This window comes from Nocardia alba NBRC 108234 (genome assembly GCF_001612665.1).
In the GTDB taxonomy this organism is placed as follows: Bacteria; Actinomycetota; Actinomycetes; order Mycobacteriales; family Mycobacteriaceae; genus Nocardia; species Nocardia alba.
This window is the reverse complement of record NZ_BDAX01000009.1, coordinates 124923-143452: the sequence shown is the minus strand read 5'-3', so window position 1 is coordinate 143452 and position 18530 is coordinate 124923. Positions and strand designations below refer to the sequence as shown.

Genomic DNA, 18530 nt, shown 5'->3' with positions numbered 1-18530 from the left:
CGATGGCCGATACGAGCGCACGCACCCTGCGACTGCTGTCGCTGCTGCAGACCCACCGGTCCTGGTCGGGCACCGAACTCGCGCAACGTCTGCGTGTCTCGGCCCGAACCCTGCGCCGCGACATCGATCGCCTTCGTGAACTCGGCTACCCCGTCGACGCCCGCCCCGGCGTCGACGGCGGCTACCAGCTGGCCGCGGGCGCGGCGATGCCACCCCTGGTCCTCGACGACGACGAAGCCGTCGCCATCACCGTCTGTCTGCAAGCCGGGTCCCAGGGCGCGGGCGACGGCCTCGCCGAACCGTCCATCCGCGCACTCGGCAAGTTGGTCACCGTCCTGCCCGCTCGCCTGCGCCGCCGTGTCGACGCTCTACGCGCGATGACCGAGTCCACCGCCTGGACCGCCGTCCCCCTCTCCGACGTGGACCCCGCCGTCCTCACCGACCTGGCCCTCACCTGCCGTCGCGAAGAACGCCTCACCTTCACCTACACCGCCGCGGACGACCGAACCAGCACCCGGGAGGTGGAACCCCACCGCCTCGTCTCCCTCGGCCGCCGCTGGTACCTGGTCGCCTACGACCTCACCCGCCACGACTGGCGCACGTTTCGCGTAGACCGCCTCACCGCCTCCGCGACCACCGGCGCCCGCTTCCGCCCGCGCACCCTGCCCGCCCCCGACGCCGCCACCTTCGTCCGTGACGCCATCGGCGCCCGCCGATCCGGCTACACCGTCACCGCGGAGATAGAAGCCCCCGCCACCGACGTCCACGCCCGAGTGGGCCGCTGGTGCGTCGTCACCGCGCTGCCCGCCGACCGCACCCACATCGAGATGACCGTCGACAATCTCGACTGGCCGATCCTGTTGCTGGGCAAGGTATCAGCCGACTTCCGGGTCCTCGGCCCACCGGAACTGGTCGCACAGCTACGGGAATGGGGCGCCCGATTCAGCAGCGTCGACGCACCGTGACGAAGTCTCGGCTGCTCGCGGCCACCGCCGTCGCTCCGATGTCGTCTCACCCGTTGCGGTAACGCCCCTGCTGCCGCCGCTGGAAGAACAGCAGATCCACCTCCACCGGTTCGACCAGCGCCGTGATCTCGGCCAACCGCGAGTCGTACCCGAGCTCGGTGACGGACCGGTGCAGGTAGGCCCGCCGCTCCGGCCCCAACCGCGCCCAGATCGACCCGAACCGCGCCTGCCCTCGCTCCCCGGAGACCGCGACGAGATCGAGTAGCGCGGGCCAGCTCGCGGTTTCGGTCGCCTGCGCGGGCAACTGCGCCACCGCGGAGTCCGGCAGCAGAGCCAGCGCGTACCCCACCGCGCTCCTGACATCGTCATCCATTCGCGACATCAACGTGAACAACCCACGCCAACTCTCCGCATCCCCCCGCCCACCCATCTGCGCGACAATGTCCACACCGATGTTCGGGTCGCGGAACACCGGATTGCCGACCAACGTCCACAGTCCCACCGGCGTGAGATGCCCTACCAGCGTGAGGAATTCGGGTACCGCCCCCAGCGTGAGCGCGTTGCGCACCAATCGCGCGACGTCCTCGGGCCGCGCACCCCCGAACAGCATGTCGCCCACCCGGCGGACCACATCGGGCGCGCACCGCGAAAACACCGACAGTGCGGCGTGTTGCAGCTCGGTAGTGCCCTTCAACACCGTCTGCGCCATCCGCGGCACCCGTCGATGCGGTCCATCGAGCAGCTGGCGAACCACCGCGCTGAGCACCTCGGCGTCGTAGGAGAACGCCGCCGAGAAGATCAGCCCCGCGTCGTCGTGCACCCCCGTCTCGACCGCCGCCATCAATTCATCTGTGGCACACGACAAAAACGGGCCGACCGTCACATAATCCCGCCGTCGCAGCAGCTCGTTCATGATGTCGACGATCGGTTTCGGCGCCATCCGATCGGACAGCTGCTCGATGGCCCGCGGATCGAGATAGGGTGCACAATCGGCCGCATATCCCGGTTCGAGCATCGTCAACGTCTCGGCGGCCTTGCCCGGATGATCCAGCCCCACCGGCCCCGCCGCCCGCCCTGTCATCATCGGCGGAACCAGCTTCTGCACCAACGGAATCGCGATCGTCAACGGAATGAACGGCACCAGCGCGCTGATCCGCCGAAACATCTCCGTGTGCTGATCCAGCAACACCCCCGAGATCTGCTGATGCAACGCATGCAGCTGCTCTGCCCCCAGATGCCGCAGGTGATCCAACCGCTGCGGATGAACATGCAATGTCCGAGCCAACAGAATCAACTGCGCTCGCGTAGTGAGGTCGGTCATCTGCCGCCGAACATGATCTTCTTCGTCACCCGGCGCAACGGCCGCGGCAACGCGGAGACCATCGATTCGATGGACTCGTCCAACGCGGCCGCCTCGAACATGCTCGCGGCCCTCATCAACTCGAACAGATCCCGAGCCTCATCCGCCGGCAACTGCTCCAACGCGGGCAGCGTCTCCGGCAAGCCACCTTCCCGGTCACTTCTGACAGTCATGCGGCTCCTGAATAACGCGATCCTCTACCCCGAGGGTCCCCTGTCCCTCTGTTCCGCGCTACAACTTCGCCGAATCACTGTGCATGACAACGAAAACCCCAGCCCAGGTACATGTAAACCGCCGTACCGCTTGTGGTAACGCGAGGCTGGTAAGTCCGCTGGGAGTGGGAGAGCGGGGAGTGCAGGGGTACCCCGGTACCGCGAGGTACGGATGCACCCGTGACGCGAGGTCCGCCGGTCGGTCGTCGCTACGGTCGTTTGGTGATGCACGCCCGCCGGGCATTACTCGGCAAGGGCCGGGACTGGGATTCTGCACAGAGTCAGGAACACCCAGGGAAGCCCTGGTATCCATGCCACCAACCACGGTGGAGCCGTCCGAGTCCGCCTTTACCGGCCAACTCTGTGTCATCGGAATGGTTGCAGCAGCCCCTCTGACGGGCGACGACTGCGCGAGTGAGGCGCATCACCCGCACAACTCGCCCGGGCGCACAGCGGCAAGGGGGGAGGTTGGCGGAGACGCCAGAATCATCGGTAGGCTTCCTGCCTACGGCGCTGAGTCTGCTGGTACCAGATTCTCGCCCAGGGCCTCGGTGGTGTTAGCGCACCTCCGGGGCCTGACTTGTGCGCCGACCGTACCATAGCTGTCTGCTATCCAGGAAGCGGTGTCCAGTCCTCGGACCGCCGATCCTGTTCTGAAACAGCGCTTTCCACCTTACGGCGGCGGCAAAACCAGCGCCATCACTGCCTGAATGAACTCGCCCTTTGTCATCTGGTTGGCGATCAGCTCATCTGGAGAAAAGCACTGTATCGGTACCCATTCGGTTGCGGCGTCAAGTGTGCCGAGGGCGCCTGCGCGGCCCGGCTTCGGGCGCTACTCTTGGTCGTGTTGCAGTGATTGTGGCGAGCAAGGGGGCGGCGATGAGGGGCGAACCGGATCGCGGTCCGCACAACGTACCGCAGACGAATCGCCTCACGTCTGTCGAGTTTTGCGCAGGTGCCGGTGGGCTTGCGCTCGGTTTGGAGCAAGCCGGCTTCGATCCGGTGCTCCTGCTCGACAACCGTGATGTGGCATGCGAAACACTGCGGGCGAACCGTCCTGGCTGGAATGTTCTGCACAAGGATCTACTCCGATTCGAACCCAGACTCGAACTGCCGCGACATCGCGAAATCGATGTAATCACCGCAGGACTTCCGCGAGTGAAGTCGGCAGCCACGGCATCGCGAACCAGGGGCAGCAGTTGGGAGTTGGAGCTCTTCGAGACGACCGCACGGCTGACGGTGGAATTGCGACCGCGGGCGCTTTTGATTGAAAACGTTCCCGACCTGCTCAAACGTGACGAGTACGAGTCGAGTCGGACCCGGGTTGCCAAAAATCTCGACGATGCCGGGTACAACTGCCGTTGGCTATTGGTCGACGCCTGCGATTTCGGCGTACCGCAGCACCGCGAGTACGCCGTGATGGTTGCCCTGCGCGATGGCGGGGTCAACACCTTTGTGGAAAGTCTGCGCCCCATCCCATCGGCGCCCGGACTGACCGTAGGCTCGGTGCTTCGCGGATCGTTGAGTGCGCGTGGGTGGCCGCAGGCATCGGAGTGGGCTGCACAGGCCGATGGAATTTCGCCGACGATCGTGGGCGGCTCATGGGATCGCGGTGGTGGCGACTTGGGTCCGCAAGGGTCAGTTCGCGCGTGGGCGAAGTTCGGGGTCAATGGGCGAGCACTTGCCGATGATGTGCCATCGGCCGACTTCGTCTGGGATCCGAAGCGGGGTACCGACCACATGCTGAAACTCACCGTCGATCAGGTGGCCGCGCTCCAGGGATTCCCGCCGTACTGGACGTTCGAAGGGCGAAAGACCGCCAAGTATCGCCAGGTCGGCAACGCGACGCCGCCGCCGTTCGCGCATGCGCTCGGCGTCGCATTGAGGTCAGCCCTGTCAGCCGTCTAATCTCTCGTTTTCAGTGGCCCCTCCCGCCGGCTAAGATCTCGTGTCATGCCCACTGACCAACGCGAGCCGTCCCTGCCGCGCCGCGCGGATATGGTCGATCTCTTCGCCGGGCCGGGCGGACTTGACGTTGCCGCGCGTTGGCTGGGGCTGGAGGTCTACGGATTCGAGTGGGATCGGAACGCTTGTGCGACTCGATCAGCAGCAGGTCTGAACGACCGTCCGCACGATGTTCGAGACTTCGGTCCGCACAGTGTGCCCGGGGCGACGATCCTCGCCGGTGGACCACCGTGCCAGACGTTCACTGTTGCCGGGTCCGGCGCGGGTCGCAAAGCCCTCGATCAGGTTTTGAGGTATGTCGATCGCATGGGTGACGGCGAAGACGTGACCGGTGATGTCGCGAAGCTGGATGACGAGCGAACCGGACTCGTGTTGGAACCTCTCCGGTGGGCACTTGAAGCCATTCGTGGTGGCAACCCCTACGAAGTCATTGTGTTGGAACAGGTTCCGGCAGTGTTGCCTGTCTGGGAGCGAATGGCCGGAATTTTGGAAAACCTAAAGTATAAGGTCGCCCCTGGTGTCCTGCGCACCGAGCAGTTCGGCGTCCCGCAGACCCGCCGCCGTGCCGTGCTCATCGCCAGCCTGGAGGGTGTGTGCGAACTTCCGAAACCCACCCACAGGCTTTACCGCAAAGGCGTTGATCGATCCGTCGGTGCGGCTGATCAATTGGAATGGGAGACAATGGGTTCCGCGCTCGGTCGCGGTTACGATTTTCAGGTGATCTCCAACTACGGCACCGGCGGTAACCCGAAGTTGCGCGGCCGCCGCCACAGCGGCGAACCGTCGTCGACGATTACTGGAAAGGTCTCGCGAAACCGACTCGTCGACTCCACTGGGTTCCCGATACCTCGGCTCAGCCTCGCCGAAGCAGGTCGATTGCAGACCTTCCCGATCGACTATCCGTGGTCGGGTAGCGACGTCGCTCAGCAGATCGGCAACGCGATTCCACCGATGCTGGCACTGCACGTGCTCGCTGCCGCGCTCGGCTTCAGCGTGAGTCATGAGGACGCAAGGAAGGTGGTCGATCGGCCCTGGCTCGACACGCGCGACTCCGCGCCGATCGACCATCTGCAGAGGATGGATCGTCTGTTCGCCTGAGGGTGTAGCGAACCGCGGTTGCCGACCGATAGCCCTCATCGACCGGGTTACAACTCTCGCACTCGCTTCCAACTGGTCCTACCGAGCCGATACTGTTACCCGCAACGTGGGGGATTGAAACCTCCTATCGTCGACCGAGGGGTTCGTGCGCAGGTGGGAGTTCAATGACTGATCTGATTGATGGGCAGTACGAGGTGTACAAGGCACTCCTTGACACGTACTCCCCGGCCGAAGCGATCAAGAAGCTCCGCCAGTTCGGTCCGTCGGAGGACATCATCAAGCGGATCATGGAGCGCTACGACGCGGACATGGTCCGGATCAAGGAGATGCGCGAGCCGCAGTCGGTGGTGATCGACAACTACGAAACCTGGTATGCGGGACCGCATCCAGGCGACAAACTGTGGCCTGCGATCGAGGACGACCTCATCAAGCAGGGGTGGCCGAGGGATCCCGCGATCAACAGCCTGGATGATTCGTCCACACGGATTGTGTCGTTGTTGCAGCATCCGCGCAAGAACGAATTCTCGACGCGTGGGCTTGTCGTCGGCTACGTACAGTCCGGCAAGACCACGAACTTCACCGCTGTCATGGCTAAGGCCGCTGACCGGGGTTACAAGTTGTTCATCGTGCTGGCCGGCATCCACAACGGGTTGCGCCGACAGACCCAAGCGCGGCTCATTCAACAACTGGTGCAGCCGAATCCGACGCTGTGGACACAGATCACCGACCTCGATCGCGACTTTTCGCCGGCCGCCAACCCGGCGAGCTTCTTCGGGAAGTCGAACAAGACCCATGTGCTGTGCGTAGTCAAGAAGAACGCGACGGTACTGCGGAAGTTGGTCAGGTGGCTGGATGACGCCTCGGAGTACCTGGCGGATTGCCCCGCGTTGATCATCGACGATGAGGCCGATCAGGCGACCGTCGCGACCAAATCGATCAACCCCTTGATCCGCGGAATCCTTAACACCCTGCCCAAGTCTGCGTATGTCGGGTATACGGCCTCGCCGTTCGCAAACCTGCTCATCGATCCGTCCGCGGACGATCTCTATCCCGAGCACTTCATCGTGAACCTCCCCAAACCTCGAGGACATTTCGGCACCGAGGTGCTTTTCGGTCGTTATGCCCTGGATGGAGAGGACCCGACGGAAGTCGATGACGGCTACGACATGATTCGCAGTGTTCCCGACGACGATGTGGCGCTGGTCCGGCCGAAAACCAGGGCGGATGCCGAGGACTTCTACCCGTCGATCACTGACACGTTGCGCCAGGCGGTCTTGTACTTCTGGCTCACGACGGCCGCCCGCCGCGTGCGCGGCACCGGAAATCCGCATTCCACCATGTTGATTCACACCAGCGTGCGAACGGCAGTGCATAACAGCTTTCGCGACCCACTGATGTTGCTCCGTGCCAAGGTCGGCACCAATCTCTCGGATCCCGCGCTTCGTCATGAGCTACGCGAGCTCTGGGAAGCGGAGACAGCACGGGTGCCCGCCGACGAATTCGGCGAAAAGCCAGTCGAATTCGATGACCTCGCCGCAGAACTTCCCGGCGTGCTACGCGACTGCCGCATCGTCATGGATAACTTCCAGAGCCCTGACCGACTCGACTACGAGAACGGGCCAGTTGTCGCAATCGCGGTGGGTGGAAACACGCTATCTCGTGGACTCACTCTGGAAGGCCTCTCGGTCAGTTACTTCGTTCGAGCGGTCTCGACGTATGACACGCTGCTTCAGATGGGCCGTTGGTTCGGCTATCGCGCCGGGTATGCGGACTTGCCGCGAATCTGGATGACAGAGGAGCTCGAGGATTGGTTCCGCCACCTGGCGACGGTCGAGACCGAGATGCGCCGTGACATAGACGTTTACATGACCGAGGGCAAGACACCGATGACCTTCGCGGTGCGACTGCGGACGCACCCGTCTTTGCGGGTTACTGCCGCCGCGAAGATGAAGGACGCGGTGTCGGCACAGTCGTCCTATGGCGGACAACGAGTCCAAACCCGATACTTCCGCAAAAATTCTGATTGGCTGCTGAGTAACCAAATTGCAGCACGGAACCTGGTGAAGTCGGCGCTCACCACGAATCGAGCCGAGGGGAACGGCTCAGATGGCCGCTATATGATTCGCGACGTTCCAAGCGAGTTTGTCCTGGACTTCTTGCGCGACTATCAGTTTCACGAGAAATCTCAAGAATGCGACGCGAAATTGATGGCCGAGTACATCGAGAAGCGTATACGATATGCGGGTACGTTGCGCCGGTGGAACGTGGCAGTCATGGGAAAACCTGCAGTGGCGGAACCGGATTTGTTCGACTTCGCGCCCGGAGTGAGCGTTGGCCGAATCATGCGTTCCCAGTTCGCTTCTGGGGCTGACCACGTCGACATCAAGACGTTGATGAGCCGTCGAGACGCCGGTCTGGACCTCGACGGAATCACTACCGCAACCAAAGACGGCGATATAGCCGAAGCTCGCAAGGCTCAGCAACCGGATGCCGGTCTGCTAGTGCTGTACCCGATCGACAAGGTGTCCGAGCCGGAGCCGTCCAAGGTCAAGCGTGTGCCGTTGAATGCGCCGGAGCATGTGATCGGTGTCGGTCTCGTGTTTCCGTCACCCGCCAACAATGACAGCACCGTCGCATGGGAGTCCGATTATATTTCCGCCGATCTGTCCGGCGTCGAGATCGAGGAGGAGGACTTCAGCCCCCTCGACTCCGAGGACATCTGATGCTCAGCGCTCTCGAGAAGGTTCTCGATGATCACTGGCGGCTGCTGCAACGCCGTCCACGCACTGACGCGTCCGTTGTCACGGTGTCCGACCTTCCGGTGACAACGCCGAACGGGCCGTTGGCTGCTGGTCTGGACAGTGTGGGAAACCGACACCTGCTTGTTCCGATCGGCGCGCACCAGATGGTTCGCAGGGGCCTCAACGGCCCGGTCCTACGACTGAGCAAACGTACGCTCGAATATGATTCGAGGTTCCAGGACTTCGCCGACCTCGTATGCCTTCGTCTAGATTTGAACGATATCTTTGCGACCTTGTGTGCCGACATTTTGTACGCGACCGAGGAATCATCCGACAATCCGGTGAAGGTCCTGCACCGCGTCCTCGATCGCTGGCGGGCGCTGTTTCTCAACCCGGGACCACCGCTGGGAACACAGCAACTCGCTGGACTCTTCGGCGAATTGGTCGTTTTGGAACTCTTGCTCGAACATGACAGTGGCGCTATCAGAACGTGGAAGGGTCCGTCCGGTCATCGGCACGATTTCTCCACGGATGTGGGAGCGTTGGAGGTGAAGACCTCAATGAATCCGGACGGACGAGCAGTGCGTATCCACGGCCTCGATCAGTTGGAGCCACCGCTCAACGGAGCACTCGGACTGGTCTGGCTGCGACTGGAAGCGGATGTTCAGGGCGGAATCGGTTTCCTAGAACTGATCAAGCGTGTTCTCGACCTTTCGGACGACGAGAGCGAAATCCTGGCACGGCTGGCCGCCGTTGGATATCGTGCCGCAGACAATGACCACTACGCGCACTCGCGTTACTCGATCCACGAACAACGTTGGTACAACGTCGATGTCGCCTTCCCGAGGCTCACCACCGTCGACTTGGCAGCGGCGGCGATTTCCACCAACGTTCGCAACGTCGACTACACGATCGACCTGTCAGGAGATTCGCCCGTGCCGATGGAAACCAACGAGGTCGATAGGCACATCACAACGATGCTCAAGGAGTCCGGATGACGGCACCCGCGTGGGTCTCCCAAGCGTTTCCTCCCGAGGGCGCGAGCGCTGCTGAGGGCATCAGGAACCAACTCGGCAAGCCTGAGTTGGACCACTTGACGATTCTGGTCCGTGAATCGGCACAAAATAGTTGGGATGCGCGCCAGGGAGATGGAATCCCTGTTGACTACCGCATCGACCTCCAGACCGTTGGTGCAGCCGATGCGCCGGCGTGGCGCGACAATCTCCTGCGTAAGGCGCCGCCGAAGCAGCGGCTTCCGCTCCGGGATGCTTTGCAACAGCCGACAATTCGAGTGCTGTCAATTTCCGACCGGGGCACTCGTGGGCTCGGTGGACCAACGAGAGCCGACGCTGTCACCGACCAGGGTCGCGATTTCGTAGCATTCCTCCGCAATATCGGTGAGCCGCGTGAGCGGGAACTGGGCGGCGGGACCTACGGGTTCGGCAAGGGAATCCTCTACCTCGCCTCGAGATCGGGCACCATCCTCGTCCACACTCGCTGTCAGTATCAGGGGAAGTTCGAGACGCGCCTGATGGCAGCGGCCCTGTGGAAGAGCTATGACGCCAAGGAAGAAGATCGCGAACGTCGATACACCGGCCGCCATTGGTGGGGCGACGTATCTGGCGATGTCATCGAACCGCTGGTGGGACCCGACGCAGATGCGATGGCCCGGAAGCTGGGCCTACGTGCGTTCGGGGCGACCGAAACCGGAACGACGATCTCCATCCTCGATCCGAATCTCGAGGGCGGCGAACCCTCCGATGTAGCACGCTACCTAGCCGAAACCATCGTGTATCAGCTGTGGCCGAAGATGCTGCCCAGCGGCAATGGTGCTCCGCCGATGCGGTTTTCGGTGACGTGTGATGGGATCGATTACCCGGTGCCCGATCCGGCCCAGATGAAGACATTGAAGCTATTTGTCAACGCGTATCTGAAAATGGTCGGCAGCGAAGGCGAGGAGTTGTACTGCAGGCGGCCTAAGAAGCTGCTCGGTCGCTTCGGAATCCAGCAGACGGTTGCGCTCCGATTCGAACCCAGCGAGGCGGAGTACATGGCTGGTTTCGAGACTGGCATGGTGCATCACGTGTGCCTCATGCGTCCGGCCGAGCTCGTGGTTACCTACTGGCCAGGACCAAAGCCCGCCAGCGAAATATCGGCTTACGCGGGCGTTTTCCGTGCAGACAAGGAAGTCGACGTAGCATTCGCGAGGGCTGAGCCGCCGACGCACGACAACTGGAACTATCAGTCCCTCGACCATCCCGAATATTCCTTCGTGAAGATGGCATTCACGCGAATGAAGGAGGAGATCGACAAAATCATCGGGCCTCGGGGCAGTAGCGGCGTCGAAGTCGCACAGGTTTCGCTCGGTGCGGCGAGTGACCGGTTGTCGCCGCTGGTCGGTGGTGCGTGGGGCGTCGGCTCGGCCACTGACTACGGCAGGCCCGGAGATACGACGCCACCGCCGCGGCCCGCACCGAAGCGGCGCCCGAGTGGTAGGCGAAACGATTCCTCGGAGTCCGATGAATTCGAACCCTCGGATGCGTTGGTGTCCAGAGGTTCGGGTGGTGATGGTTCATCAAATGGTGATACCTATGGAAGCACCGGGAACGGAGAACCGTTCGAACCTAACGCGCAACAGGCTCCTGTACGGCGCCGTAGGCCCAAGATCGAGTACGTCGGTGATCCCGAACCGGATGAACTTTGGGGGCATGGCGTTGTGGTTCAGCGGTTCAAGCTGCCGGTCGCAGTACTTCAGAGAGTCAGCGCTGATGTCGCAGTCGCATTGGCCAGTGATGGTGGACTCGAAATGGATCCGCCCACTGGTGCCGAGATACCCAATCTAGTGGGTTGGGAAGATCCGTCCGGGGAAGTTCATCAGACACCGACATACGTCATCGAGGGTGGCGACGGTCGGGTGTGGAAGGCCGTAGTCAAGCCCGCCGCCGACACAATGACCGACATCGTCCTGTTCACCGCGGCGGTAGGCTGATGGCCAATCGTGCTCTGCCATACAAGAAGCCGACTGCGGACGTTGTTCAGGCAGGGGAGTGGTTGATAAGGATCGGTGGCGAGGAGATGCCATTGCCGGATCACCTCCCGCACTGGGACTATCAGACAAATTTGTCGGTGCGCAGGGTTGTTCGCGTCGACCTCGGGCGAGCACTGGCCGAGTCGACGCTCGCGCCGGGAACTGAGTTGGCCTTGGCCGCGGTCTGGACGTCTACCGGTTCCAAGTTGCGCGGAACACTGTCCCGCGCAATCGTTCCTGTCAGAGGTGAGGTGGAGCTGCGAGCCGATCTCGTCGGCGCGGATCTCGGTGGCGTCTTGACGCTTGACACTGCATTGGTGCTGGCTCGACGCAGGCACGGCGCCGATCGGCCGGTGGCACCACGTCGCGGAGGATCCGTGCTGTGGAGTGATCGCACGCAGATCCGTCTGCAGGGCGATGCGCCCCAATTCCCTATCGCCATAGTTGACTTCGATCTGACCAACTATCCCGGCGATGCCGCATGGCACCTCGAGATCGGGACGGATCTAGACGTCGCCACAATGGGGTCGCTACTGCTGTTGGTCAACGAGAAGAAGACACTGATCGCAGAAGCATTGCAGCGCGCGGGAAGTCCCCGCCTCCAAGACAAGATGGCGCTATCGATGCTCTATGCCGACGTGGCGCGAACCATGGTCGACCACGCGCTGCGCATCAGTGAATTCGACGATGAGGCAATGTATCTCGATGAGACATTAGGAGCCACCCTGCAGGAGTTGTTCGGCCGCCTGTTTCCCGGTCGGTCCATCACAGACATCCGCCTCGCCGCGCAGGAATCCCCGAACCTATTCGCCTCACAGTTGCAGGCGGCCGTCAAGATCTTCGAGGGAATCGCATGACACTCCTCTACCCGCGGCTTCTCCGTCACCGCGCTAAGCCTCTTGCCGTGGACTACAAAGACCTCGGTCCGATCGAGTTGAACACTCGATGGTCGCTCGCTGACAGCTCTGCGGTGTTCGTCGCAACTGGCGGCACGCGGGTCGATCCGGCCACGCTCCAACTACTGCGCGACATTGTCGTCGACTTGGCCAAGGAATCCGGCTTTCCGCAGCCACCGGATGCCAAGCAGAAGGTCAGCTTCGACCTGCAGCTCGCCGTTGTACTGCACCGCGAGATGCGAATCTCGCCTGCCGAGGCAGCCTCCGGAGACGTCTGGGCCTTTCTCTCGCTTGTAGTCCTCCCCGACGTTTCGCACTGGCGCTACCCGAAGCCTCCAGGCGATCGAGTGCTCGGCTCCGACCTCACCCGCCACGTCCTCGGACGCATGTGGTGGCGAGCCCAACTCGTCTACGCCCCCACAGACTCTGATCCTTACGCCGCACTTCACGTCCTCGGTGAAGCAGCCTTCGACCAGATCTACGCGCGCCGCGCGGCTCTCGGCGGCAGCCCCCACCTGATCCAGTCGATTTTGCGCACCTGGAGGCAGATGGACTTCTCAGGTTCCGACATCACCGAACGAGACATCCTCCGAGACTTCCTCAAACGCCTTCTCCGGCTGGCGCCGTTCGTCGTCTTCGAGGCGCTGGACAGCAGGGCTCTGGACGAGGAACTGCTCGAGATCGCGAAGGAAACGGTGTTCGGCTACCTGTCATTCGGCGGTCGAACACCTGCAAACGAGGTGGAACCCCGAGCAGCGCGAGTCTTCGTCGGCGTGGTGTCCTGATTCCTCACGTCTGAGGAGGTGACGGTCCGACAGCAAACCGTCGGTGTGCTCACCGGACGCCTACGGGTTGCTCTGACCGGGGTCGCCGTCGGAGATTCGGGAACGAGAGGTCGACAGTGGTCGGAATCGAGTACTGCCAAGATCCGGAGGCGCCGAAGCCGAATTCGCTTGTGGTGGTAGGCGATCTACTGGTAGCTGATGGGCGGTAGCGAACCAGAGGGCAAAACTGTGCGAAGATCTCAGCCATCGTATGTGATCAGTTGCTCAATTCTGAAATATCGATGCGATTCCGAACACTGTGAGCAGACCAAGTAGTGATAGCGCAAAGCCAGCGGAGGCGACGAGTAGTCCCACTGCGATACGTTTCATCGACGATTGTGATCTCGCGATATTCGCGTTAAGGACGAGGAGTCCGATGCCGATGACGAGTGGAACGAAGATCAGCCACCACGCCGCCCGTAGAGTTGAAAGGGCGTAGGGGAGACTGATGCAGGCCATGCCCACTATCGAGGCCGCAAAGCTTTCTGGACCGTACAGCTTCGAAAGGTCGTTGGTTTTTCGTCTTTTCATCGCAGCACCAAGCTGACGAAAGCTATCAGCATTGCTGACGCGAACAGTCCGGTAGCGACGCCTCGTGTCCATGGAGTGCGTCGAATTGTGCCGGTCGCGATGGCTGAAACACACAGGGCGGCCACCGCCCCTACAGCGAGAACCCAGAATGAGGGATCAGTATCGGGGTAGTTCGAGTCGGCGATGACCGCGAAGATCGCAAAGAACGCCAGGCCGACCGCAGCCCCTGCCGGGACTGCCAAGGTTGCGGCCCGCCAGTATTCGACGCGGTCTCGCTCCGGGTCGTCGGGAGGAGGAGGAATGCTCACCGGTATCCGTTCACTGTCGGCGGGTTCGATGGACTACCCAGCTTTACCGCTGGGTAGTCAGGGGTCTCAGGATTTGCGTCAGCCTGGAACGGGTCTCTCGAGTCAGGATTGCTGACCTCGTGGTGGAAAGGAAGGTTCACTATCGGATCGAATTCCTATCCTCGGTCCAATTCAGTCAGGAGTACACAGTCCCGCCGGGCGGATGCAGGTAGGCGGTGACTCGCGGCGGAGAATAATTCGTAGAGTGGCTGGGCGTGCTGGCGAGCGAGTTCCTCGTTGTGCAGCATCACGTCGATCTCATTTGCGACCGTGATTTCCAGGAATGCCCGAATATCGGAGTCGTCGAGGCAATGGGAATCCCCGGTGAACCGGTCGATAACCGTAACCGGTTCACGCCCGGCCAGTTGTGGGTACAGGGGGTTTCGTACGCAGCTGCCATAGAGGTAGACGAGGTGCTCAGCTTGGTTGCCGATGAGGTCGACCAACTGGGGCCGCTCGTCGGGCGTGATCAGTGCAGTGACGAACCCGTCGGTGCCGTAGGCCGCGTGGCAGAGTCCGGCCATAACGACGTGGTCCGGTGTGGCCCAGGTCGTGAGGCGGTCGGCAACTCGACTGAGGTGGTCGAGGAGTGTGCCACCAGGGTGCTCGATCGCGTCGGCTCCGCGGTCGGTCAGCCACTGCTGGACCTGGTTGTCGTCGATCATCTGCCTGTCGCCCCCTGAAATCCTCTGGAGCATCCACGATCGCACACTCCGGAAACGAAAGCGCTTGACGTCCGGCGAGATAGCTGAAGTGGGGTGCGAAGATCGAACGTTTACGGCCATACCGTCTCTGGCCGACGTCATGAGTCACAGGGTGGCGCAGGGCGTGAGAGTTTTGCCTGATTCGAACTCTAGTTCGAGAATTGATAGCCTTCGTGCATGGTCAGCTCATCGCATGAGGCGATGCACGGGATCTTCACTCACAATGCCGCGGCGGTCGGTCATGCCTTTCGCGTGCTGGACCTACCGTTCCCTGATCCTGTTGCGGTGGAACAGATTTCGGTCGACCTGACCGAGACTGCGCCCGTCGAACGGTGGGCGGACACGATCCTGCGGGTCACGACCGCGGTGGATGAGTTCTTGCTCGTCGTGGAGGCGCAATCGAGCAGCGACAATTCGCGAGTGGCCGCGTGGTCGTACTACGTGACTTTTCTGCACAACAAGTATCGGTTGCCTGTGGTGTTGGTGGTCGTATGCCACGACAAAGAGACCGCTACCTGGGCGGGTAAGCCGTTGACGCTCACGTATCGGGGCTGGACGTGCTTCTCTCTGCTGCCCATCGTCCTCGGCCCGCACAACGTGCCTGCCATCATCGATCCGGCGGATGTCCTCGCCGACCTGCCTCTTGCTGCACTGTCGGCGATCACTCACGCCCGTGAGCCCGAGATCGGTGCGATACTGGAGTCGATCATCATCGCGTTCCGGCGGCACGGATTAGATGATGAGACCGCGTTCTACGCTGAACTCATCGAACAGGGAATTTCGCATACCGACGCAGCCCAACTTTGGAGGGACAAAATGGCCACGGATCTGTCGTTCTTCCGCTCGGAGTCTGCTCAGCGGCTACGCGCCCAGGGGCGCGAAGAAGGCCGCGAGGAGGGCCGCGAAGAGGGCCGCGAAGAGGGGGTCGGTGTGGGAGTCGCGGGCTCGGTGCTGACTGTCCTCACAGGTCGCGGCATCGAGCTCTCGGCCGCCCAGCGCGAACTGGTTGCTGGTACGACCGACCTTGATCAGCTCAACACATGGTTGTTGCAGGCAGTGACCGCTACCCGCGCGAGCGAACTCTTCGACTGAGCTTTGGAGGGACGAAATGGAAACGGATCTGTCGTTCTTCCGTTCGGAATCTGCTCAGCGTCTCCGTGCCGAGGGGCGGGAGCAAGGGTTGGCGGAAGCACGCGAGCAGGGCCTCGTCCAGGGGGTCGTACTCTCGGTATTGACCGTGCTCACCAGTCGTGGAATCGAGCTCTCCGCAGGCCAGCGAAAGCTGCTCACCGACACCACCGATATTGATCAACTCGACGCGTGGGTGTTGCAGGCGGTAACCGCGACCCGGGCGGACGAGCTCTTCGGCTGACTCGTCCGCGCGGGATGGGCTTGCGGAGGGTTAGTTGGTCTGGCGGACCTTGATGGCGTCTCGGGAGATGTAGACGTCGTATTCGCCGGGGGTGGCGATGGTGGCGTTGCCGTAGGCGGAGCGGACGAACGGGCTGGTGTACCAGCGGTTCTTGTTCATGTCTTCGAAGAAGTCGCGGTCGCCGCCGTTGAGGAAGGTCTGGTCTTGGGTGGGGGATTTGCCGTCGAGGCGTTGGCCGTACAGGCGGCTGAGCTTGTAGCCGGAGTGGAAGCCGAGGGCGTTGACCCAGGGTTCGAGTTCGACGATGTTGGACTGTAGGGCGAACATGTCGCCTTCGATGCGATGGGTTGTCGGCGGGCTCGGGGTGCCGTCTTCGTCGAACTGGGTGAGCACGAGTTCTATTTGATGTTCTTGGCCCGCAACGGGTTTGGCGACCACGTGAGCGGCTTTGATTTCGCCGGTGAGGCCGAGGTAGGTCTGCAGGAGTGTGGCGATCCAGAGTAGGAGGACCGCGACCAGTAGGAGAGCGGTGCCGGGGACCGCGCGGCCGAGAACGGCTTTGGGGCCGCGGCGGCGGGTGGCGGCCAGTGCGGCCATGACGAGGAGGGCAACAGCGAGGGCGATCAGGGCCAGGAGACCGACCTGGGCGACCCCAAAGGACACCGGGAAACTCATGATGTGGGTATACCCCGAAAACGTCGGTGAACGCGGCGGTCTCGAAGTTCTGGGTGGGCAAATAGACAAGGAGGGGTGACGGTGGATAAGTATCGCGTGCTGGTGGGGGTTCATCTGATCTTGATCGACGCGCGGGATCGGGTGTTGTTGGGGCGCAGGAGGAATACGGGGTTCGGGGACGGGTTGTTCCATGTGCCCGCGGGGCACCTGGAGGCGGGGGAGACGGCGGTGGCGGGGCTGATCAGGGAGGCTCGCGAGGAGATCGGGGTCGAGATCGAAGCCCTGGATGTGGCATTCGCGCACGTGTCGCACAGCGACGAGCGGGTCCAGATGTTCTTCGTCGTGCGTCGTTGGACGGGCACGGTTGTCAACTGCGAGCCCGAAAAGTGTTCGGAACTGGGCTGGTTCGAGCCCGCGGGCCTGCCCGACGAGATCGTCGACTACTGCCGGGTCGGCATCGGCAAGGTGATGGCGGGGGAGGCGTTCTCGGAATACGGCTGGGAATCGGCTAGGAGCTGATGGTGCTCGGGGGCGCGCTGCGGTAGCGCAGCAGGGCCAGCACGGCGACCGCGCAACCGAGGGCGACCGCGATCGCGACCGCGCCGGGGGCAACCCCCCGGTCGAGGTCCGTGGTGCGGTACCAGGTCGAGGAATACGCGAGGTGCCCGAAGCCGCTGTCGCTCAATGCGACTCCGATCGAGGGGACGAACAGGGTCGCCAGTCCGACGGTCCCGGAGGTGGGGCTCTGGGGAATCGCGGTGCCGACGCAGTACCCGCCGACCGTGCCGAGGGCGAGGCAGCCCAGGGCCGCGGTGAGTGTGGCGGGCGGGGCGAAGAAATCGGTGGCCAGGACGCAGCAGGCCAGCACGACCACGCTCGTCGCAGCTACCAGCGGACGCGGTCTGCGGATGCCGATCAGGAGGCCGCAGGCGATGGCGGCGAGGGTGGCGAGATCGATCCAGCCGGAGCGCGGCAGCGTGGTGACGAGGCTGCCCGCGACGGCGAAACTGTTCATCAGCAGGATCAGGACGCCGTCGCGTTCGGGCAGGATCATCGCGGCGGCGACCGCGGCCGCGATGGTGACGATCGAGGCGACGACCAGATAGGGGACGCTGGACTTGTGGGACGCCACGGCGAACGCGGTGATGATGGTCGTCGTGAACGTGACGACGGCGGCGAACACGGGTGCCAGCGGGATGGCCGTCTCGATGGTCGTGCGCGGCGGGGTGGCGGTGGTGAGCGCGAAGTAGGTGAGGGCGAGCGCGCTGGCCGCGATGAACAACAGCGGCAGGGTGCTGCCGAGCGCGCCGCTGAAGCCATCGGACGTCGGGTCGGTGGGGGACTGGGTCAGATCGCCGAGAATGGTGCCGCCGAGCGCGCCGAACAGGTAGACGGTGCGCAGGAACGGCTCGTTCCAGACCACCACGGCGAGCGCGCCGATGACAACGCCGGCGAGCAGCGAGTCGATGAAATTCAGGGTGGGCAGCGACAGGCTGTCGAGATGTCCGTCGGTGCTGTCCGGGATGAAGGCGAGATGACTGACCACGATGCCGCTCAGGGCGAGTAGCGCGGTCCAGCGCGCCGTTCGCTCGCTGCCGATGGCGACGGTGACCGCGGCGGTGATCACCGCGACGAACGCCGCACCGGTCATCGCCCGCGGCACGTTGAACACCAGCAGGTCGACATGCAGCGAGGCCGCCAAGGACGCGAAACTGATCGGCAGCATGATCGCGAGCGCCGCCACCGACGTCGCGACGAAGATCGTGACGGTCTCGGCCGCGCGGCGAACCGTCGAACGCTGCACCGAATCCC

General features: G+C 62.9%; 17 protein-coding genes. 11 read left to right on the top strand and 6 right to left on the bottom strand.

Annotation, left to right across the window (positions count from 1 at the left end; genetic code table 11):
• Positions 1–2: 2 nt before the first annotated feature.
• The gene (locus tag NA12_RS11305; protein WP_067449113.1) at positions 3–965 is read left to right on the top strand and encodes a helix-turn-helix transcriptional regulator; all 963 of its coding nucleotides are present in this window, start codon (positions 3–5) and stop codon (positions 963–965) included.
• A gap of 46 nt (positions 966–1011) precedes the next feature.
• Here NA12_RS11305 and NA12_RS11300 read toward each other — a convergent pair whose 3' ends face one another.
• Positions 1012–2286 (bottom strand): hypothetical protein, encoded by a 1275-nt coding sequence (locus NA12_RS11300; protein ID WP_067449111.1) that lies wholly within the window; start codon positions 2284–2286, stop codon positions 1012–1014.
• A complete protein-coding gene (locus tag NA12_RS11295) occupies positions 2283–2498 on the bottom strand; it encodes a hypothetical protein (protein ID WP_067449109.1) in 216 nt (71 codons plus the stop codon). Before NA12_RS11295 ends, NA12_RS11300 begins: the two co-directional genes overlap by 4 nt.
• 918 nt (positions 2499–3416) lie before the next feature.
• Between NA12_RS11295 and NA12_RS11290 the strand changes: the two genes are divergently transcribed.
• The 7 genes from NA12_RS11290 (at position 3417) to NA12_RS11260 (ending at position 13050) form a co-directional block, all read left to right on the top strand.
• On the top strand, positions 3417–4445 hold the full coding sequence (locus NA12_RS11290; protein ID WP_067449499.1) for a DNA cytosine methyltransferase: 1029 nt from the start codon (positions 3417–3419) through the stop codon (positions 4443–4445).
• A gap of 45 nt (positions 4446–4490) precedes the next feature.
• On the top strand, positions 4491–5600 hold the full coding sequence (locus NA12_RS11285) for a DNA cytosine methyltransferase (protein WP_067449107.1): 1110 nt from the start codon (positions 4491–4493) through the stop codon (positions 5598–5600).
• Between the two features lie 164 nt (positions 5601–5764).
• A complete protein-coding gene (locus NA12_RS11280; protein WP_067449105.1) occupies positions 5765–8323 on the top strand; it encodes a Z1 domain-containing protein in 2559 nt (852 codons plus the stop codon).
• Positions 8323–9339: a PD-(D/E)XK motif protein gene (locus NA12_RS11275; RefSeq protein ID WP_067449104.1), complete on the top strand. Its 1017-nt coding sequence runs from the start codon at positions 8323–8325 to the stop codon at positions 9337–9339. Before NA12_RS11280 ends, NA12_RS11275 begins: the two co-directional genes overlap by 1 nt.
• The gene (locus NA12_RS11270; protein WP_132369663.1) at positions 9336–11330 is read left to right on the top strand and encodes a hypothetical protein; all 1995 of its coding nucleotides are present in this window, start codon (positions 9336–9338) and stop codon (positions 11328–11330) included. The genes NA12_RS11275 and NA12_RS11270 overlap by 4 nt, the downstream gene beginning before the upstream one ends.
• Positions 11330–12226, top strand: coding sequence for a hypothetical protein (locus NA12_RS34405; RefSeq protein ID WP_207905554.1), 897 nt, complete (start codon positions 11330–11332; stop codon positions 12224–12226). Before NA12_RS11270 ends, NA12_RS34405 begins: the two co-directional genes overlap by 1 nt.
• Positions 12223–13050 carry a DUF6339 family protein gene (locus tag NA12_RS11260; protein WP_132369662.1) on the top strand — a complete coding sequence of 276 codons (828 nt, stop codon included), beginning with the start codon at positions 12223–12225 and terminating at the stop codon, positions 13048–13050. Before NA12_RS34405 ends, NA12_RS11260 begins: the two co-directional genes overlap by 4 nt.
• A gap of 264 nt (positions 13051–13314) precedes the next feature.
• On the opposite strand, the gene NA12_RS33620 is transcribed toward NA12_RS11260, so the two are convergent.
• The gene (locus NA12_RS33620; RefSeq protein WP_132369661.1) at positions 13315–13692 is read right to left on the bottom strand and encodes a hypothetical protein; all 378 of its coding nucleotides are present in this window, start codon (positions 13690–13692) and stop codon (positions 13315–13317) included.
• Positions 13693–14083: 391 nt separating this feature from the next.
• Complete coding sequence (locus tag NA12_RS11255; RefSeq protein ID WP_067449497.1) at positions 14084–14632, bottom strand: DUF6817 domain-containing protein; 549 nt, start codon at positions 14630–14632, stop codon at positions 14084–14086.
• 216 nt (positions 14633–14848) lie between these two features.
• Here NA12_RS11255 and NA12_RS11250 point away from each other — a divergent pair, with 216 nt between their 5' ends.
• Both NA12_RS11250 and NA12_RS11245 read left to right on the top strand, forming a co-directional pair.
• Positions 14849–15763 (top strand): hypothetical protein, encoded by a 915-nt coding sequence (locus NA12_RS11250; RefSeq protein WP_067449099.1) that lies wholly within the window; start codon positions 14849–14851, stop codon positions 15761–15763.
• A gap of 16 nt (positions 15764–15779) precedes the next feature.
• The gene (locus tag NA12_RS11245; RefSeq protein ID WP_067449097.1) at positions 15780–16043 is read left to right on the top strand and encodes a hypothetical protein; all 264 of its coding nucleotides are present in this window, start codon (positions 15780–15782) and stop codon (positions 16041–16043) included.
• A gap of 30 nt (positions 16044–16073) precedes the next feature.
• Here the strand turns inward: NA12_RS11245 and NA12_RS11240 are convergent, their stop codons facing one another.
• Complete coding sequence (locus NA12_RS11240) at positions 16074–16718, bottom strand: hypothetical protein (RefSeq protein ID WP_067449095.1); 645 nt, start codon at positions 16716–16718, stop codon at positions 16074–16076.
• A gap of 81 nt (positions 16719–16799) precedes the next feature.
• Between NA12_RS11240 and NA12_RS11235 the strand changes: the two genes are divergently transcribed.
• Positions 16800–17237 carry an NUDIX hydrolase gene (locus NA12_RS11235; protein ID WP_067449496.1) on the top strand — a complete coding sequence of 146 codons (438 nt, stop codon included), beginning with the start codon at positions 16800–16802 and terminating at the stop codon, positions 17235–17237.
• Here the strand turns inward: NA12_RS11235 and NA12_RS11230 are convergent.
• Entirely contained in the window at positions 17227–18522 is a 1296-nt protein-coding gene (locus NA12_RS11230; RefSeq protein WP_132369660.1) for a hypothetical protein, read from the bottom strand. The two genes, NA12_RS11235 and NA12_RS11230, sit on opposite strands and share 11 nt — an antisense overlap.
• Positions 18523–18530 lie beyond the last annotated feature (8 nt).

Bases quoted from the DNA above. Each gene is read 5' to 3' on its own strand.
- NA12_RS11305 (WP_067449113.1), top strand. From the start codon at position 3: ATGGCCGATACGAGCGCACGCACCCTGCGACTGCTGTCGCTGCTGCAG.
- NA12_RS11300 (WP_067449111.1), bottom strand. From the start codon at position 2,286: ATGACCGACCTCACTACGCGAGCGCAGTTGATTCTGTTGGCTCGGACA.
- NA12_RS11295 (WP_067449109.1), bottom strand. From the start codon at position 2,498: ATGACTGTCAGAAGTGACCGGGAAGGTGGCTTGCCGGAGACGCTGCCC.
- NA12_RS11290 (WP_067449499.1), top strand. From the start codon at position 3,417: ATGAGGGGCGAACCGGATCGCGGTCCGCACAACGTACCGCAGACGAAT.
- NA12_RS11285 (WP_067449107.1), top strand. From the start codon at position 4,491: ATGCCCACTGACCAACGCGAGCCGTCCCTGCCGCGCCGCGCGGATATG.
- NA12_RS11280 (WP_067449105.1), top strand. From the start codon at position 5,765: ATGACTGATCTGATTGATGGGCAGTACGAGGTGTACAAGGCACTCCTT.
- NA12_RS11275 (WP_067449104.1), top strand. From the start codon at position 8,323: ATGCTCAGCGCTCTCGAGAAGGTTCTCGATGATCACTGGCGGCTGCTG.
- NA12_RS11270 (WP_132369663.1), top strand. From the start codon at position 9,336: ATGACGGCACCCGCGTGGGTCTCCCAAGCGTTTCCTCCCGAGGGCGCG.
- NA12_RS34405 (WP_207905554.1), top strand. From the start codon at position 11,330: ATGGCCAATCGTGCTCTGCCATACAAGAAGCCGACTGCGGACGTTGTT.
- NA12_RS11260 (WP_132369662.1), top strand. From the start codon at position 12,223: ATGACACTCCTCTACCCGCGGCTTCTCCGTCACCGCGCTAAGCCTCTT.
- NA12_RS33620 (WP_132369661.1), bottom strand. From the start codon at position 13,692: ATGGACACGAGGCGTCGCTACCGGACTGTTCGCGTCAGCAATGCTGAT.
- NA12_RS11255 (WP_067449497.1), bottom strand. From the start codon at position 14,632: ATGATCGACGACAACCAGGTCCAGCAGTGGCTGACCGACCGCGGAGCC.
- NA12_RS11250 (WP_067449099.1), top strand. From the start codon at position 14,849: ATGGTCAGCTCATCGCATGAGGCGATGCACGGGATCTTCACTCACAAT.
- NA12_RS11245 (WP_067449097.1), top strand. From the start codon at position 15,780: ATGGAAACGGATCTGTCGTTCTTCCGTTCGGAATCTGCTCAGCGTCTC.
- NA12_RS11240 (WP_067449095.1), bottom strand. From the start codon at position 16,718: ATGAGTTTCCCGGTGTCCTTTGGGGTCGCCCAGGTCGGTCTCCTGGCC.